Source organism: Microbacterium sp. NPDC058269 (assembly GCF_042881445.1).
Taxonomy (GTDB): domain Bacteria; phylum Actinomycetota; class Actinomycetes; order Actinomycetales; family Microbacteriaceae; genus Microbacterium.
Genome location: NZ_JBHVXT010000003.1, coordinates 40,069 through 56,620, shown reverse-complemented (window position 1 = coordinate 56,620; position 16,552 = coordinate 40,069). Strand labels below are relative to the sequence as shown.

The window sequence follows — 16,552 nt, the reverse complement described above, 5'->3', positions numbered from 1 at the left end:
CTGTCCGCGTGACCACCTCACCTGCGCCGGAGCGCTCCCCCGACCGGATGCTCTCCCCCAGTCTGCGGGTGGTGCTCCTGCTCGCCGCCAGCGCGGTGACCCTCGCGGGTGTCTACCTCGCGCGTGATCTCTTCGGGCCCATCGCGCTCGCGATCGTGATCGTGGTCATCTGCGAGCCCCTCCGTCGCCCGCTCGATCGACGCGGGTGGCCGCAGTGGGCCAGTACGACCATGGTCATCGTCGTCGCCTATCTGATCCTGCTGGTGATGGGAGCGTTGCTCTGGCTCGCCGGCACCCAGTTCGCCCGACTGATCGGGGATCTCGTCTCGGAAGGCGGTCTGGCGAAGACCGTCGACGACTTCGTCGGCTGGTTGCAGGCCCTGGGCCTGGACGAGGAGGCATCTGATGCCGCGGCCTCGGTGCTCGATCCCACGACGCTGCTCGGGCTCGCGCGCAGCATCGGCGGCACCGTGGTCAGTGTCGCCACCGCCCTCTTCTTCGTGTGCGCCTACATCATCTTCATGGCGGTCGACGCTGCCCGCTACCGCGAGGCGCCGTCGATCTTCGGGGCGACCAAGAGCGAGGTCATCGCACGGATCTCCCGCCTCAACACCGGCGTCCGCCGGTACTACATCGTCAACGCGAGTTTCGGCGCGATCGTCGCGATCATCGACGGTCTCGCGCTGTGGTGGATGGGCGTCCCCGCTCCGGTCGTCTGGGCCATCCTCGCCTTCGTCACCAACTTCATCCCGAACATCGGCTTCGTCCTCGGGCTCGTTCCGCCGGCGATCCTGGCCTTCGTCGTCGGCGGCTGGCCCCTGCTCATCGGCGTGATCGCTGTGTACTGCGTCGTGAACGTCGTCCTTCAGGTGCTCGTCCAGCCCAAGTTCGTCAGCGATGCGGTCGACCTCAGCCTGACGCTCAGCTTCTTCTCCGTGATCTTCTGGACCTTCATCATCGGCCCCCTCGGCGCGATCCTCTCCATCCCGCTCACGCTGCTCGCGCGCGCTCTCGTCTTCGAAGGCGATCCCGACGCGGTCTGGCTGCGTTGGCTGTCCGGCGACCGCACAGCCGTTCCCCCGGCGCCGGAGCCGGAACCGGAACCAGCCCCGGCGAGGCGGCGAGGTCGACGGCGTCGCGAACTCCGTCGCGGATGACGGTTCGCCTCCGCACGCGAGGCCGCCCGGTAAATCACCAGGGGTGAGGTTGCCGCCGATACGTGGTCCCGAGAAGGCTCCCGGTGGGATCGTGGACGCGAGAGCGCTCGGCGGGGGCGCCGGCGGAGGGAGCCGATGTGCAACGTCCACTCGCGGGCTTGACCAAGCGGAACTTCGTCACGGAGCTCACCGCCGGGGTCACCCTGCTCGCGATCGCGATCCCCTTGAACATCGGGTACGCGCAGATCGCGGGCCTCCCGCCCACTGCCGGCCTGTACGCCCTCATCGTCCCCACGATCGTCTACGCCCTGATCGTCTCCTCCCGACAACTGGTCGCCTCACCGGACGCCGCGGCCGCCGCACTCGTCGCCTCCTCGATCGGTGGCCTCGCCGCTGCCGGCAGCGCCGACTACGCCACGCTCGCGCTCGCGCAGGCCATCATCTGCGGCGTCATGTTCGTCCTGCTCGCGGTCTTCAAACTGGGCTTCCTCGCGAACTTCCTCTCCAAGCCGATCCTCGTGGGATTCGTGGGTGGACTCGCGCTCGACATCATGGTCAGCCAGGTGGCGAAGATGCTCGGCGTCAAGATCGACTCCGGGAAGGACTTCATCGGCAAGGTCGGCGATCTCGTCGGCGGCTTCACGACACTCAACGGGTGGGCGGTCCTGATCTCGGTCTGCTCGGTCGCCGTGCTGCTGCTGGGCCGCGCATTCCTCCGCGCAGTGCCCTGGGCACTGATCGTGCTGGTGGCGACGACGCTCTTCGTGGTCCTGACCGGGCTCGACCAGCGCGGGGTCGACGTGCTCGGCGAGGTGCCGGCAGGCCCGCCGGTGCTCACCTGGCCGATGATCGACTGGTCGCTCTGGCTCATGCTCATCCCGTCCGCGATCGCCTTGACGCTCGTGACGACGGCCGAGGGCCTCCTCGTGTCGCGGTCGTACTCCGAGAAGCACGGCTATCCCTTCGATGCGAACCGGGATCTCCTCGCGTTCGGCGCCTCGAACATCCTCGCCGGAGCCCAGGGCAGTTTCGCGGTCGGCTCGTCGACGTCGCGCACCGCGGCGATGGACCAAGCCGGCTCGCGCACGCAGTTCCCGGCCCTGATCCTCGCGGCGGGGACTCTGCTGCTGCTCCTGTTCGGCACGGCGCTCCTCGCCGATATCCCATCACCCGCGATCGGCGCGATCGTCGGCGTCGCGATCATCCCCCTCCTCGGCGTCCGCGATTTCATCGATCTGTGGCGCAAGGACAGGTTCGAGCTCCTCATCGGGGCGATCTGCTTCCTCGTCACGCTCCTGATCGGCTCGATCCCCGGCATCCTGGTGGCGTTCGTGCTCGCGCTCGTCAACATCGCCAAGCGTGCATCGAACCCCGCCATCGACGTGCTCGAGTCCAGCGGAGATCCCGGAGAATCGCTGCTCGAGGACGCTCCCGCGGGAACGGTCACGGCTCCCGGGGTGATCGTCATCCGTCTGGCGGCGCCGTTGTTCTTCGCGAACGGTGCCGTCTTCTCGACCGCGGTGAAGGACGCCATCCGGTCGGCGGGCGAAGGGAAGGTCCGTCATCTCGTCGTCGACATGGAGGCCGTCACCGACATCGACGTCACGGGCGCGGAGTCGTTCGTCGCCCTCAAACAGTGGCTCACCGGGCAGTCCGTCTCGCTCGCCTTCAGCAGGGTGCGGCCGAACACGCTGCACCGCCTCACCGAACTCGGGCTGCTCGAATCGGAAGACGTCTACGCGACCAACCGCGAGGCGATCATGCAGTTGGCCCCATCCACGCCGGGGTCGGCACCGGAGAAAGGACGATGATGGGCACCGCCATCGGAGAGATGCTCCCCCTCGCGCTCGGAGTCGCGATCAGCCCGATACCCATCATCGCGGCGATCCTCATGCTGCTCTCGCCGAAGGCGCGGGTCACCAGCGTGGGCTTCCTGCTCGGCTGGGTCATCGGGATCGTGGTCGCTGTCACCGTGTTCACCCTCGTGTCGTCGATACTGCCGGAAGACGACCCGGATGCCTCCCGCCCCATCCGCGGCATCGTGCAGCTCGTCCTCGGACTGCTGCTGTTCGTCCTCGCGTTCGGGCAGTGGCGCAAACGCCCCCGAGCGGGCGAGGACGCGGCCCTTCCGAAGTGGATGAAGGCCATCGACACGATCACGTTCCCGATGGCGTTCGGGCTCGGATTCCTCCTGTCCGCGCTGAATCCGAAGAACCTGATCATGGCGGCGGGGGCAGGCACCGACATCGGCGGCGCTGCGCTGGCCGGCGGTTCGACCGTCGTCGTGGTCGTCATCTACACCCTCATCGCCTCGTCGACGGTACTGATCCCCGTCATCGGGTACCTCATCGCCGCCGATCGCCTCCGCGCGCCACTGGATGCCTTGCGCGGCTGGCTGGCCGCGGAGAACGCGGTCATCATGGCCGTTCTGCTGCTGGTGATCGGGGTATCGATGATCGGCAAGGGGATCGGCAGCTTCTAGTACACCGCCGGCCGCGGGGCTCGGCTCGCAGAAGGGGCGCGGAAATGGGTGAACTGATACTCGCTCTGGTCCCGGTCGCGCTCGGTGTGGTCCTGAGTCCTCTGGCGATCATGGCTCTCGTCGCTGTGCTCCTCTCGCACAACGCGCGGATGAACGGCATCACCTACCTCGTCGGATGGTTCGTCGGGCTGGGAGGGCTCATGGCCCTGTGCCTCTGGCTTTTCCCTCTCCTCCAGGTGCACCAGCTGGGCGAACCTCCCCTGTGGGTCCCGCTCGTACGTGTGATCCTCGGTGTGTTCCTGATCGGATCCGCCGTCTGGGTCTACCGCAAGGGCCGCGTTCACATCGCGCGGATGGCCGCGGCCTCGTCACCGCGCGATGTCGTCGCCGCCTCGCCTCAGCTGCCCGGCTGGCTGCACTCGGTGGAATCGTTCCGACCCGGTCGGACCCTGCTCCTCGGACTCGGGCTGTTCGTGCTGAATCCGGTCGACGCGTCCTGCGCGATCCTCGCTGCGCTCGACATCTCCCTGTCCGGCATCGATCAGACCGCCGGGATGTGGGTCGCCCTCGTCTTCGTCATCATCGGCACTCTGCCCGTCGGTCTTCCCGTGCTCTACGTGGTCGTGCGGGGTGCCGCGGCGCAACCGCTCCTCGACCGGGTCCGCACGTGGATCGCCGGGAACACCCACATCCTCAACGCGGCGCTGCTCCTCGTCATCGGCGCCCTCCAGCTCGAGAAGGGAATCGCCGCATTGATCTGAACCGCCTCGACCACTGAGAGATCACCCGGATGAAGGCTGACGAGGCCCGGTGACGGGAAGAACCTGCCGCAGTACTTTGGGCCCGGCGGGAAGCCGCAACGTTCAACGAGATGAAGGAGACCGCAGATGGCTCGGGAATTCCAGGGCAGGATCGAACTCGACGTGCGCGACTCCGTCGCGGACTGGGACGCGTACCGTGCGACGACACCGCCGAAGGATGCACCCAACGTGCTCGTCGTGCTCTACGACGACACGGGCATGGCCGCGTGGTCTCCGTACGGGGGACGTATCAACATGCCCACCATGGATCGGCTTGCTCAGAACGGCCTGACGTACTCGCAGTGGCACACGACCGCCCTGTGTTCGCCCACCCGCTCCACGTTCCTGACGGGGCGCAACCACCATCTGAACGGGTTCGCGACGATCTCTGAATCATCGACAGGGTTCCCCGGTTACAACTCGCACATCCCCGAGTCCAACGCCACGATGGCGCATGTGCTCCGCGACGCCGGATGGTCGACGTTCTGGGTCGGCAAGAACCACAACGTCCCGATCGACGAGTGGACGGCGGGGGCCTCGAAGAAGCACTGGCCGCTGGCCCAGGGCTACGACCGGTTCTACGGGTTCATCGGCGGCGAGACCAACAACTGGTACCCCTCGCTCGCCGAGGACAACCACTACATCGACCAGCCGTACCTTCCCGAACAGGGCTACCACCTATCGAAGGACCTCGCCGATCAGGCCCTCACCATGATCCGCGACGTCAAGCAGACGGAGCCCGGCAAGCCCTGGTACCTGTGGTTCTGCCCCGGCGCCAACCACGCGCCCCACCATGCTCCGCAGGAGTACATCGACAAGTACAAAGGCCAGTTCGACGACGGCTACGAGGCGTACCGCGAGTGGGTGCTCGCACGCATGGTCGAGAAGGGCATCCTTCCGTCCGACACCGATCTCACCGAACTGAACCCGATGACCGACGGCAGGTTCAATCCGACCGACGAGGTGCGCCCATGGGACACACTGAACGCCGAGGAGAAGGCGATGTTCTCGCGGATGGCCGAGGTCTACGCCGGTTTCAGCGAGTACACCGATTCCCAGGTCGGCCGTATCGTCGACTACCTGGAGGAATCGGGGCAGCTCGACAACACGCTCATCCTGTACTGCGCCGACAACGGCGCATCCGGGGAGGGCAGCCCCAACGGATCGGTGAACGAGGGCAAGATCTTCGGCGGGTACCCCGACGACGAGGCGGAGAACCTCCGCCTCGTCGACAAGCTCGGCTCTCCCGACACCTACAACCACTACCCCACCGGGTGGGCGGCGGCGTTCTCGACTCCGTACAAGATGTTCAAGCGATACACCTACCAGGGCGGCGTCTGCGACCCGCTGGTGATCCATTGGCCCGCGGGTATGAAGGCCCGCGGCGAGGTGCGTCACCAGTACCACCACTCGACCGACATCGTTCCGACGATCCTCGAAGCGTGCGGCGTCGAGTTCCCCGATGTGTACAACGGCGTCGAGCAGACGCCGCTGTCCGGTGTGTCGATGGCATACTCGTTCGATGCCGAGCCGGAGGGTCCGACGCGGAAGAAGACGCAGTACTACGAGATGCTCGGCCAGCGCGGCATCTGGCACGAGGGCTGGAAGGCCGTCGCGGTCCACGGACCGATGAGCGGCATCAGCGACTTCGACAAGGACGAGTGGGAGCTCTACCACACCGACGTCGACCGGGCCGAAGCCGAGAACCTTGCGGCCGAACACCCCGACAAGCTCGCCGAGCTCAAGGCGCTGTGGATGGAGGAGGCGAAGACGAACAACGTCCTGCCCCTGAACGATCTGCAGATCATCGGGAACCCGAAGGACTTCGAGACGTTCATCGCCATGGAGTTCCACCAGCCGGCTCCGCCCTCGGGTCGATTCGTCTACTACCCGGGCACGAGTGAGGTTCCGGAGCGCTCTGCGGCGAACACGCACGGTGTCTCCTACAAGATCGCAGCGGAGGTCGAGTTCACCCCCGAGACCGAAGGCGTCATCTTCGCCCACGGCTCGCGGTTCGGCGGCCACGCCCTCGTCGTGAAGGACGGGCAGGTGCACTACGTGTACAACTTCCTCGGCATCCCCCCGGAGGACCGGGTCTCCGCGCCCGTGCCGACCTCAGGGAAGCACATCATCGGAGTCGAATTCACGAAGGAAGGCATGGGCGAGCACCGGGAAGGCGTCGGCCCCGTGAAGCTCTACATCGATGATCAGGTCGTCGGCGAAAAGCAGATCCGCACGGTCCTCGGACATTTCTCCCTCTGCGGTGAAGGGCTGACCATCGGCCGTGACAGCGCCGACCCGGTGTCGTCTCTCTACGGCTACGGATTCGACTTCGCCGACGGCGAGATCACGAAGGTCGTGTTCGACATCGCAGACGACGCCTACCTCGACCTCGAAGCGCATCTGGCCGCGGCCATGGCCCGGGACTGAGGGCAGCCGACCGACGGCGGCTGCGCACGCTCACTCGATACCGAGGGCGTGCGCAGCCGCCGTCACTGCCTCCCGGTCGGAGACTCCGAGCTTCCGATAGATGTTCCGCACGTGCGTCTTCACGGTGTTCGGAGAGATGAACTCCTGCTGGGCGATCTCACGAAGCGTGGCATTGCGACTCAGGGCCGCGAGCACGATCCGTTCGCGCCGAGTGAGCTCTTCGTCGATGAGCATTCCCATCGCGGCAAGACGCTCGCGCACGCGATCAGCGAAACGCCCACGGGCCCCGGGAGTGGCGCGCGCGGCGAGCAGACGGGCCACCACCGGCCCCGCATCGGCGAAGCGCCTGACATGCTCCTCCGGTTCCGCCAGGGCGAGCGCGAAAGCCAGGGACACCTGCGCCTGTTCCGGGTGTCCTGATTGAACGTCGAGGCAGGCCGCGACCAACCACGCATCGACCATCGACGCCGGCAGCAGACACCGCGAGTTCCCCTCGAGCACGGGAGCGAGCGCCTGCCTGGCGAGCGCGAACTCCTGGTCGTGGAGCGCTGCGATCGCCCGGAGTACCGCGACGTCGCCGGTCGAGCCGATCGCGTGCTCCACCTCGACGATGAAGCGGTCTCTGAGGGCCGACTCGCCCAGTCGATCGAAAGCCCGCACCGCAAAAGCACTCATCATCGCGTACCAGTGAACGGGGAGAGGATTCTCCGATCGGGGCGACAGGTTGTCGAGTAGGGCGACCGCCGCCGCATGCGCGTCGACCGCCGAGTCGGCGCCCAGCAACGCGATCATCCCGCGTAACCCGCGTGCGATCGCCGGCTCGGTGCCGGACTCGATGATGTCGGTCGCGACCTGCAGCGTCTCGTCGACGTCGCCGACGAGCATCCGCTCGAAGGGGACCCAGTACCGCCACACCCGCGTGACCTCGTAGAACGAGTCGGCAGGGTGGCCGAGCTCTGCCCAGCGCAGATCGACGCACGCCCCTGAACGGAGCACCTCGTCCATGCGACCCCGAAAGAGCTCAGCGGTGTTCATGATGGCCGCGGCCTGCAGCTCCGCCGCGGCGGTTCCGGCGACGACGGCGTGGTCCGACGCGAACCGGGCGAATCGGGCGGCCCGGTCGAGGTTTCCGACGTACAGCTCGGCCATGGCGGCCTGCAGGAACACATAGGTATCCAGCTGCGATTCACCGGTGACCTCATCGAGCACGAGTTCCAGCCGGTCGAGCGTCTCCGGGAGCCCTCCGCGCCGGACGGCGATGTGCAGGTCCAGTCCCTTTCGCCACTGCCTCACCACCGCGGATTCCCCTCCGACCGACGATGACGAATCGAGCAGAGCCGCCGCCGTGGAGGCGTCGCCTCGCGCAAGGCGTGCCGAGGCGATCAGCATCTGCACGACGGGCTCGGCGAGCACGGAACGCGGAAGCTCGGCGGTCGCGGCGATCACCTCGTCGGCGTGCCCCATGAGGACGAGCTGCATTCCGCATCGGCGCAGGATCAGGGACATGGAGGTGACATCACGGCTGCGCGTCGCATGGGCGAGTGCGAGCCGATGCTCCTGCTCGGCGGCGAACCACTCCGCCGTCGTCTTCTCGAGCGACTCCACCACGTCGCGGTCGCGTTCGTGCAACCGGGAGTAGAGGAATTCCCGCAGCATCGGGTGGTAGTGATACCACGCCGGCTCATCGCGGCTTCTGCTGATGAGCACGTTGAGGCGGATGAGCTGCTCGATCACGATCGCTGCCGGCGCTCCCCCGGTGAGCCGGGAGGCGAGTTCGGGCGTGAACGATTCGGGGACCGACGTCAGCACGAGGAATTCGCTGAGCTCGTGATCGAGGTCGGCGAAGACCTCTTCGACGAAGTAGTCTGTCACGCTCGGCGAGTCGCCTCGCAAGGGGAGCCGGGGTGCGAACGAGTCGTGAAGGGCGGCGAGCTCCAGAAGTCGGAGTCCGGTCGCCCAGCCCTCTGTCCTGCGGAGGACCGACGTGATCTCGCCCTGCGAGAGGCTCATTCCTCTCGCACGGAAGAACGCCTTCACCTCGTCCGGAGTGAAGGCCAGATCTCTGGCGTCGAGCTCGAGAGCGATACCGGCGATGCGTCGCCGTGCGAGGGGAATCCGGGGCGTTCCACGACCGGAGAGCACGACATGCGCATTACCGGGGACGGTGTCGACGAAGGTCGACAGCATGTCGGCGACCTGATCGCTCTCGATGAGGTGGACGTCGTCGATGATGATCACGACGCGTCGTTCGGCGCTTCTCAGGGAACGCGCCAGCGCACGCGCCGTCTCGGTCGACCACGTTCGGGCGACCCTGTCGAGACTCGTCCGGAGCGGTTCGTCATCGAGTCGTTCCAGGGCGACCCGCAACGACTCGAGATCCCGCTCCCCACGCTGGATCGCGAGCCAGACGACCGATGTGCCCTCCCCCTCATCGGAGCCGAGGACGTGCGCCCACTGTGCGAGCAGTCGTGTCTTTCCCGTGCCTGCGGGTGCAGCGAGTACCGTCAAGGTCCACGGCTCGTCCATCGCGGCACTGAGCCTGGTCAGCAGCCGCGGTCTCGCGACGTCCCCCGCCATCGGCGACGGCGCTCCCGTCGTACTCGGGTGTGGTGCATCTGATGTCATCGGAACCCCCCGTAACATGTTAGACGATAGTCACCCTCTCCCACTCGAAGTATCCCACTGTCGGGAACAGCCGTTCAAGGGACTTTCGTCTAGCGAAGACTCACACGGACGAACGCCGTCGGCCCCGGATGAGAATCGAGACCAGGGAAGGCACGACGGCGCCGAAGAACAGGGCGAGCCCGACTCCGATCAGCGTCTCCAGGGCGCGCTCGACGAACCGCTCCCCCGGCGGCTCGGGAGACGTCGTCATGATGAGAGTCAAGGCGAGGAACGTCGTGAATCCGGGGACGATGTACCAACGGCTCTCCTGGACCGCGCAGACCGCGCCGATGACGAGCCCGACGATGATTCCGACGACCACATCCGCGGGGCTGAGCACTGCCAACGCCGCGGCGGCGAGAGCGCCGATCAGCACGGAGAGCGCGCGCCCGATGCTGCGAGCGATGAGCTGTCCCCTGACCGGCCTCATGACGAGGAGTGCCGCGCCCGTCGCCCATCCGACGTGTTCGAGATCGAGCAGGAAGCCGAGCGTCGCCGCTGCAGCCGCGGCGGTACCGAGCAGAACTCCATAGATCAGCATGGCGCGGCCGCGCGGAACCGGGGCTGGCGGACGGGGCTGCTCATCGCGTTCCGGCCAGAGCAGCGTGAGGATCCAGGCATAGATCGAGCCGACGACGATGCACGCCGCGAACGCGACCGTGACCGGCGACCAGGAGAAGCTCAATCCGATGCCGGTCATCGGCAGCGCCAGAGCCAGGATCAGCTGCCCGCCGCGGCTGCGAGTCGCATTCAGGCTTGCGAGGACCGCCAGCCCGAAGAGTGCGATGACCGCGACGGCAGGCCACTCCGACAGCAGCGACCCCACGAGGAGTCCGAGCGCGCTGAGCGCGCCGACGAACGGGATGACGGCACGGCCGCGCCGACGCGGCGGAAGACCGAACGCTGCCGCAGGAACGACCCCGATCCCGAAAGCGAGAGCCAGAGACAGATCGAGCGGGGCGACGACGATCGCCGGGACGGCGAACAGGAGTCCGAGGCCGAATCGAGGCCAGCGCCAGATCAGACCTGCGCGGTCGTCCACCCTGTCCCCCTCGGCCCCGTCGCCACCCGCACCTCAGTCGACACGAAAGCCCCCTCTCGTGGGCGCGGCATGGCCGCTTCCACTTGTGTGGAGCCAGCCTAGAGACGTGACCCCGCGAGCGTCAGGGCGCGTCGTCCACTTCACCCTGGTGAAGGCGGGGGGCCGAGGCCGCGATCGCCGTTTCGGCCGCGGCCATGCCATCACGCACCGAGACGTGAACGCGCCCGGTGGACTCGAGACCCGAGAACCACGGGGTGCGCTCCGCGACGACCGTCGCAGCTTCCGGCAGGGCCGCGAGATGCAGCACGACCCCGAGTTGGGAGAGCTCGCGGTCGAGGTTCTCCAGGGCTTCGAGCACGGTGATCGTCATCACCTCCTGCTGCTTCAACCCCAGCACGAGCGCGCCGACGTGTCCCGCCTGGGAACCCACCGTCTCGAGGAGCATCCGCTCGTTCGCCATCGCGTTCGCGGTGTAGAGCCCCCGTTCCACGTGGACGCCCAGCACGTCTCCGGCACGCCCGACGATCGTCGCCTTGGGGACGTTGACCTCGCGCAGCACCAGGATCAGCGTCACGACGACGCCGATCGCCACGGCGGGGAGCAGTCCAGCCGTGAGACCGAGGATGGCGACGGACAGGGCTATCCAGAAGTCCACGCGACTGATCCGCGCCCACCGCACGAGCTCGGGGACGTTGATGAGTCCCGCGACGGCGACGAACACCATGGCCGCCAGCGTGGCCTCGGGAAGGAGGCTGAGGACGGGCCCGAGGAACAGGGCGACGAGAACGGCGAGCACCACGGTGACGAGGGTCGCGACCTGCGAGCGGGCGCCTGCGCTCTGATTCACTGCGCTCTGCGAGAACCCGCCGGCGGCGGGCATCGTTCCGAAGAAGGCTCCCACGGTGTTCGCCGCTCCGGTCGCGAACAGCTCCTGATTGCTGTCGATCTGCGGCTCGGTCGCCACACGGAGGCTGCGGGCGACAGCCGCAGATTCGAGGAAGGCCATCACGGCGATCGCGAGCGCGCCGGGGACGAGCGTCAGCAACTGGGCGAAGTCCGGGATGCCCGGGACGGGCAGGCCGCTCGGCACCGGTGCGATCAGATCGACTCCGAGCCGATCGATGCCGGCCAGGCCCACCAGAAGGATGCCGCCGACGACCACGATCAGCGTGCCCGGCACCCTCGGGGCGAAGCGCTTGAGCACGAGGATGACCATGATGGACCCGACGGACAGAGCGACCGTGGGCCAGTTCACGCTGCCGAAGGCCTGAGCCACGGCGCCGAGGGACTTGAGGAACCCGTGCCCGGAGAAGTTGTCGCTCTCCCCCAGCAGCTTGGGGAGCTGTCCGACCGCGACTGTGGCGCCGACGCCGATCTTCAGACCGAGGACCGTGGCGCCGCTGATGTTCTCGACGAGCGAACCGAGCCGGCAGAGCCGCGCGATCAGCAGGATCGCTCCGACGAGAAGCGTCAGCATCATCAGCGAGCCGATCGCGTCGTCGGCCCCCGCTGCCACTCCTGCGGAGACGAGAGTCGTCGCCGTCAACGTCGCGATGGTCGACGTCGTCGAGACGCTCATCGCTCGGCTCCCCCCGAGGAACGCGTAGACGAGCATCGGAAGGATGCAGGTGTACAGGCCGACCTGTACGGGCAGATTCGCGATCGTCGCATAGGCCATCGCCTGCGGGATGACCACGGCGCCCGCCGAGAGTCCCGCTACGACGTCGCGAAGGATCCACTTCCGGCGATAGCCCTCGACCGTGCTGAACAGCCATGGCGGTCGTCTCGTCACGCGCCTCCACCTCTCCGTCATCGGTCGTCAGAAGCGTACTGGGCCGGACCCCGCAGGAACACGGGCCGTAAGGGTCGAACGCTCGACTCACCCTGGTGAACTCCCGCCGTGATCAGTGCGGGGACTCCTGCGCACCGAGTAACGTCCGACGAGCCGCCGACTTCGCGCGGAACATCTTTTGAAGGAGTAGTCATGAGTTTTTGGGGATCGTTCTGGGACATCATCTGGTGGTTCCTGCTGGCGTTCGTCTTCATCTCCTATCTGTTCGCCCTGTTCGCGATCGTCGCAGACCTCTTCCGCGACCGGAAGCTCAACGGGTGGTGGAAGGCGGTGTGGATCATCTTCCTGATCTTCGTCCCGTTCCTCACGGTGCTCGTATACCTGATCGCTCGGGGCTCCGGGATGGCCGAGCGCAGCAACGCCGAGGCCGCGAATGCCCGCAGCGCCGCCGACGCGTACATCCAGCAGGTCGCCGGCACGAGTCCGAGCGAGGAGATCGCGAAGGCGAAGGCCCTCCTCGATTCCGGAACGATCACGGCCGAGGAGTACAACACGATCAAGGCCAAGGTTCTTCGCTGAAGACTGCCTGAGGGCGTGCCCGGTCATTCCGGGCACGCCCTCTTCTCGACTATTTAAGTTGTGCACAATCCAAACGCGTGCAATGCTTTATTCATGCCGGTGACCGACGAGATGGTGTGCTTCTCCCTCTATTCCGCTGCGCGCGCCACCACGCAGGCCTACCGGGCTCTGCTCGCTCCTTGGGGGCTGACATACCCGCAGTATCTGGTGCTCGCCGCGCTCTGGCTCGACGGCGAGCAGACGATCGGCTCCCTGGGCGATGTGATGCGCCTGGACTCCGGAACCCTCTCTCCCCTCGTCCGTCGCCTCGAGCAGGCTGGACTCGTGACGAAGTCGCGAAGCCGCGAGGACGAGCGCGTGGTGACCGTGGCGCTCACCGAGAAGGGGCGCGGCCTCCGTGCCGAGGTCGCGCCCATCCATTCCACGATCACCTCGATCTCCGGACTCCATGACGATGATCACCGCCGCCAGCTCATCGCCGAGCTGCACGACATCACCGACCGCCTCCAGAAGGCGACCAACGACCTCGGCAGCGCCCACCCGGGCGACGCCCGCTGACCACACCTCCGACAGAACGGAATCACCATGCGCGCACTCATCCACCCCACCTTCGGCGCTCCGGAAGAGGTCCTCCGCATCGAGGACCGTCCCCTGCCGGAGCCCGCCGCAGGTCAGGTTCGACTGCGGGTGGTGCTCTCGCCCATCCACAACCACGACCTCTGGACGGTCCGTGGCACGTACGGCTTCAAGCCCGAGCTGCCTGCCGCGTCCGGCACCGAGGCTCTGGGCGTCGTCGACGCACTCGGTGCGGGCGTCGAGCACCTGGCCATCGGGCAACGCGTCGCCACCGGGGGCACCTTCGGCGCGTGGGCCGAGTACATCGTGGCGAACGCCGCGGGGCTCATCCCCATCCCGGACGGCCTCCCCGACGAGACGGCCGCGCAGCTCGTTTCGATGCCGTTCAGCGCGATCACCCTGCTGGACTTCCTCGCGGTGAAGGAAGGCGACTGGATCGTCCAGAATGCCGCGAACGGAGCCGTCGGGCGCATGCTCGCGCAGCTCGGCTCTGCGCGCGGCGTGAACGTCGTCGGCCTGGTGCGTCGGAGGGCGGGAATCGAAGAACTCCGCGAACAGGGCATCGACCGGATCGTCTCCACCGATCAGGCCGATTGGAAGGAGCGGGTGGGAGCCCTCACCGGCGGTGCGCCGATCGCCGCCGGTGTCGACTCGGTGGGCGGAGCATCCGCAGGTCAGGTGCTCTCGCTGCTCACCGAAGGCGGAACCCTCGTCGCCTTCGGTGCGATGGACTCCCCCACGATGGAGATCGCGTCCTCCAACGTGATCTTCAAGCAGGCCACGGTGAAGGGATTCTGGGGCAGCAAGGTCATCCCGGGTCTCGATCCGACCACGCGCAGCGCACTGTTCGGCGAGCTCTTCCAGCGACTCTCCGACGGCAGTCTGACCCTGCCGGTCGCCGGCGTCTTCGACGCCGCCGACATCGGTGCAGCCGTCCAGGCGAGCGACACCGCGGGGCGCGTCGGCAAGGTGCTGCTCCGCTTCTGACCCCCCCCTCGCACGGTTGGGCTTTCCGATGTCGGCGTCCAGGGGGAGAGTGTGCGCATGGAGATCACACTCACTCAGCCCGAAGGGCTCGTCGCAAGTCCCGCCTTCAGCCACGTGGCCGTCGTGCCGCCCGGCGCGTCGACCATCTATGTCGGCGGTCAGAACGGCGTCGACAGCACCGGAACCGTCGTCTCTTCCGACGCCGGTGAACAATCCCTGCGCGCCGTCGAGAACGCCAGGATCGCTCTGGAGTCGGTCGGCGCCGGACTCGACGCCGTGATCAGCTGGACCGTTCTGATCCACCAGAACGCGGATCTGCGCGCAGCCTACGGAGCGGTCGCCTCGAAGCTCGCCAGGGAAGGTGCCCCGCCCCTCGTCACGGCTGCGCTGGTGGCAGGGCTCGGGGTGCCCGGAGCACTGATCGAGGTGAGCGCCGTCGCCGCTGTCGTCCGAGACTGATCGATCCCTGCGCTCCTTGACGTGCCCGACGCGGATCAGATCCTGCCACGCACCGGCGTCCGCTCCGCGTCGTCGGCGTCGTCCGACATCGTCATCTCCGCGCGCACGCCCAGAAGGCGAATCTCGCGGTCGGGGTCGAGCGTGGCACCGAGTGCCACTGCCGCCGTGACGAATTCCTCGCGATCCGTGGTCGGCCCTGGAAGCTTGCGACCGATAGTCCTGGTCTCGAACGGGGCGTACCGGACCTTGAGGTGCGCGCGCACGACGGGTCGCTCCTCGGCGGCGCAGTCCTCGAAGGCCTGGGCGGCGAGTTCTCTGATCGCCGCCTCGACCTGATCCGATGTCTTCAGGTTCTGCTGATAGGTGGTCTCGCGGCTGTGGCTGCGTGCAACCCAGGGGGTGTCGTCGACAGTGCGCGGCCCGATCCCTGATCCCAGTCCGTGATACCAGACGCCCATCCGCGGTCCGAACTCCGTCACGAGCGTCCGCTCGTCCGCATCGGCCAGTTCACGCACCGTCGCGATACCGTGCGCCGCCAGACGCTTCTGCACTTTCGGCCCGACGCCCCAGAGGTCGCGCGTCGGCTTCTCCCCCATGATCTCGAACCAGTTGTCCGCGGTGAGGCGGAAGAACCCGCGGGGCTTGCCGAACTCCGTCGCGATCTTGGCGCGCACCTTGTTGTCCCCGATGCCCACCGAGCAGTGCAGCTCGGTCGCATCGAGCACCGCAGCCTGGGCCGACCTCGCCACGGCCTCCGGGTCGTTCGTCGCCACACCGAGGAAGCACTCGTCCCAGCCCACGACCTCGAGCACCACGTCGGGCAGAGCCCGAAGAGCGGCCATCACCTCGCCCGACGCCATCGCGTATGCCTCATGGTCGACCGGGAGGAACACCGCGTCGTCCGGCGCCTTGCGGGCGGCGACCTTCAGCGGCATGCCGGAGCCGATGCCGAACGCACGGGCTTCATACGATGCGGTCGAGACCACGGCGCGCTCCGTGGGATCGCCCCGCCCGCCCACGATCACCGGACGACCGGCGAGTTCGGGCCTGCGCAGCACCTCGACCGCGGCGATGAACTGATCCATGTCCACATGCAGCACCCAGTCGACCATGCATCGAGTGTGGCCGCTGCGGAGATGGATGTCACCCCTCGATCGTCAGCTGACGGCGACGCCGATCGCCGTGCCGACCACCGCGAGGAGCGGCAGGGCGCCCTGCATCGTGGCCGCGCGCACCTTCGTACGATCGGACAGCACGAGCACGAGCGCAGCGGCGAGCATCATCGCGGTGCCGGCGAAGACGAGCGTGAGCCCCACCGTCTCGGCTCCCACGATCACGAGACCGATGCCGAGCAGGGTCGTCAGCGCGAGGAAGAGGTTGTAGAAGCCCTGGTTGAACGCCAGCTGCTTCATCGTGATGGCATCGGCTTCGTTGGCGACGCCGAAGATCTTCCTCGTCTCGGGGTCGGTCCACCGGAGCGATTCCAGCGCGAAGATGAAGACGTGGAACGCAGCAGCGGCTGCGGCAAGGACGAGACCGGCGATGAGCATGCGCTGATTCTCCCGTTCCCACGAGCGCGGAGCA

At 67.3% G+C, this 16,552-nt stretch carries 14 protein-coding genes; 9 read left to right on the top strand and 5 right to left on the bottom strand.

The features are described 5' to 3' along the window. The first annotated feature begins 8 nt into the window (after positions 1-8). From ACFVWL_RS13875 to ACFVWL_RS13855, 5 genes are all read left to right on the top strand, one after another. A complete protein-coding gene (locus ACFVWL_RS13875; RefSeq protein ID WP_387183791.1) occupies positions 9-1,157 on the top strand; it encodes an AI-2E family transporter in 1,149 nt (382 codons plus the stop codon). A 158-nt stretch (positions 1,158-1,315) separates the two neighbouring features. Next, positions 1,316-2,968: a SulP family inorganic anion transporter gene (locus ACFVWL_RS13870; RefSeq protein ID WP_387183788.1), complete on the top strand. Its 1,653-nt coding sequence runs from the start codon at positions 1,316-1,318 to the stop codon at positions 2,966-2,968. After that, complete coding sequence (locus tag ACFVWL_RS13865; RefSeq protein WP_387183785.1) at positions 2,968-3,639, top strand: GAP family protein; 672 nt, start codon at positions 2,968-2,970, stop codon at positions 3,637-3,639. The genes ACFVWL_RS13870 and ACFVWL_RS13865 overlap by 1 nt, the downstream gene beginning before the upstream one ends. Positions 3,640-3,683: 44 nt before the next feature. After that, positions 3,684-4,400 (top strand): GAP family protein, encoded by a 717-nt coding sequence (locus ACFVWL_RS13860; protein WP_387183782.1) that lies wholly within the window; start codon positions 3,684-3,686, stop codon positions 4,398-4,400. 126 nt (positions 4,401-4,526) lie between these two features. Continuing rightward, on the top strand, positions 4,527-6,869 hold the full coding sequence (locus ACFVWL_RS13855; protein ID WP_387183780.1) for an arylsulfatase: 2,343 nt from the start codon (positions 4,527-4,529) through the stop codon (positions 6,867-6,869). A gap of 30 nt (positions 6,870-6,899) precedes the next feature. Here the strand turns inward: ACFVWL_RS13855 and ACFVWL_RS13850 are convergent, their stop codons facing one another. The 3 genes from ACFVWL_RS13850 to ACFVWL_RS13840 form a co-directional block, all read right to left on the bottom strand. Beyond that, the gene (locus ACFVWL_RS13850; protein ID WP_387183777.1) at positions 6,900-9,446 is read right to left on the bottom strand and encodes a LuxR C-terminal-related transcriptional regulator; all 2,547 of its coding nucleotides are present in this window, start codon (positions 9,444-9,446) and stop codon (positions 6,900-6,902) included. A 148-nt stretch (positions 9,447-9,594) separates the two neighbouring features. Continuing rightward, positions 9,595-10,575, bottom strand: coding sequence for an FUSC family protein (locus ACFVWL_RS13845; RefSeq protein WP_387183774.1), 981 nt, complete (start codon positions 10,573-10,575; stop codon positions 9,595-9,597). Between the two features lie 121 nt (positions 10,576-10,696). Further along, positions 10,697-12,367, bottom strand: coding sequence for a SulP family inorganic anion transporter (locus tag ACFVWL_RS13840; protein ID WP_387183771.1), 1,671 nt, complete (start codon positions 12,365-12,367; stop codon positions 10,697-10,699). A 192-nt stretch (positions 12,368-12,559) separates the two neighbouring features. On the opposite strand from ACFVWL_RS13840, the gene ACFVWL_RS13835 reads away from it, so the two are divergent. The 4 genes from ACFVWL_RS13835 to ACFVWL_RS13820 all read left to right on the top strand — a co-directional run bounded on the left by ACFVWL_RS13835 (position 12,560) and on the right by ACFVWL_RS13820 (position 14,968). After that, complete coding sequence (locus tag ACFVWL_RS13835; RefSeq protein ID WP_387183768.1) at positions 12,560-12,946, top strand: SHOCT domain-containing protein; 387 nt, start codon at positions 12,560-12,562, stop codon at positions 12,944-12,946. 93 nt (positions 12,947-13,039) lie between these two features. Continuing rightward, a complete protein-coding gene (locus ACFVWL_RS13830; RefSeq protein ID WP_387183765.1) occupies positions 13,040-13,504 on the top strand; it encodes a MarR family winged helix-turn-helix transcriptional regulator in 465 nt (154 codons plus the stop codon). Between the two features lie 27 nt (positions 13,505-13,531). Then, the gene (locus tag ACFVWL_RS13825; RefSeq protein ID WP_387183763.1) at positions 13,532-14,509 is read left to right on the top strand and encodes a zinc-binding dehydrogenase; all 978 of its coding nucleotides are present in this window, start codon (positions 13,532-13,534) and stop codon (positions 14,507-14,509) included. A gap of 57 nt (positions 14,510-14,566) precedes the next feature. Further along, positions 14,567-14,968, top strand: coding sequence for a RidA family protein (locus ACFVWL_RS13820; protein WP_387183760.1), 402 nt, complete (start codon positions 14,567-14,569; stop codon positions 14,966-14,968). Between the two features lie 35 nt (positions 14,969-15,003). Here the strand turns inward: ACFVWL_RS13820 and ACFVWL_RS13815 are convergent, their stop codons facing one another. Together ACFVWL_RS13815 and ACFVWL_RS13810 are read right to left on the bottom strand one after the other, a co-directional pair. After that, the gene (locus ACFVWL_RS13815; protein WP_387183757.1) at positions 15,004-16,080 is read right to left on the bottom strand and encodes a DNA polymerase IV; all 1,077 of its coding nucleotides are present in this window, start codon (positions 16,078-16,080) and stop codon (positions 15,004-15,006) included. Positions 16,081-16,125: 45 nt separating this feature from the next. Further along, positions 16,126-16,518 carry a DUF1304 domain-containing protein gene (locus ACFVWL_RS13810; protein ID WP_387183754.1) on the bottom strand — a complete coding sequence of 131 codons (393 nt, stop codon included), beginning with the start codon at positions 16,516-16,518 and terminating at the stop codon, positions 16,126-16,128. Between the last annotated feature and the right edge of the window lie 34 nt (positions 16,519-16,552).

Bases quoted from the DNA above. Each gene is read 5' to 3' on its own strand.
- ACFVWL_RS13865 (WP_387183785.1), top strand. From the start codon at position 2,968: ATGGGCACCGCCATCGGAGAGATGCTCCCCCTCGCGCTCGGAGTCGCG.
- ACFVWL_RS13860 (WP_387183782.1), top strand. From the start codon at position 3,684: ATGGGTGAACTGATACTCGCTCTGGTCCCGGTCGCGCTCGGTGTGGTC.
- ACFVWL_RS13855 (WP_387183780.1), top strand. From the start codon at position 4,527: ATGGCTCGGGAATTCCAGGGCAGGATCGAACTCGACGTGCGCGACTCC.
- ACFVWL_RS13850 (WP_387183777.1), bottom strand. From the start codon at position 9,446: ATGGCGGGGGACGTCGCGAGACCGCGGCTGCTGACCAGGCTCAGTGCC.
- ACFVWL_RS13835 (WP_387183768.1), top strand. From the start codon at position 12,560: ATGAGTTTTTGGGGATCGTTCTGGGACATCATCTGGTGGTTCCTGCTG.
- ACFVWL_RS13830 (WP_387183765.1), top strand. From the start codon at position 13,040: ATGCCGGTGACCGACGAGATGGTGTGCTTCTCCCTCTATTCCGCTGCG.
- ACFVWL_RS13825 (WP_387183763.1), top strand. From the start codon at position 13,532: ATGCGCGCACTCATCCACCCCACCTTCGGCGCTCCGGAAGAGGTCCTC.
- ACFVWL_RS13820 (WP_387183760.1), top strand. From the start codon at position 14,567: ATGGAGATCACACTCACTCAGCCCGAAGGGCTCGTCGCAAGTCCCGCC.
- ACFVWL_RS13815 (WP_387183757.1), bottom strand. From the start codon at position 16,080: ATGGTCGACTGGGTGCTGCATGTGGACATGGATCAGTTCATCGCCGCG.
- ACFVWL_RS13810 (WP_387183754.1), bottom strand. From the start codon at position 16,518: ATGCTCATCGCCGGTCTCGTCCTTGCCGCAGCCGCTGCTGCGTTCCAC.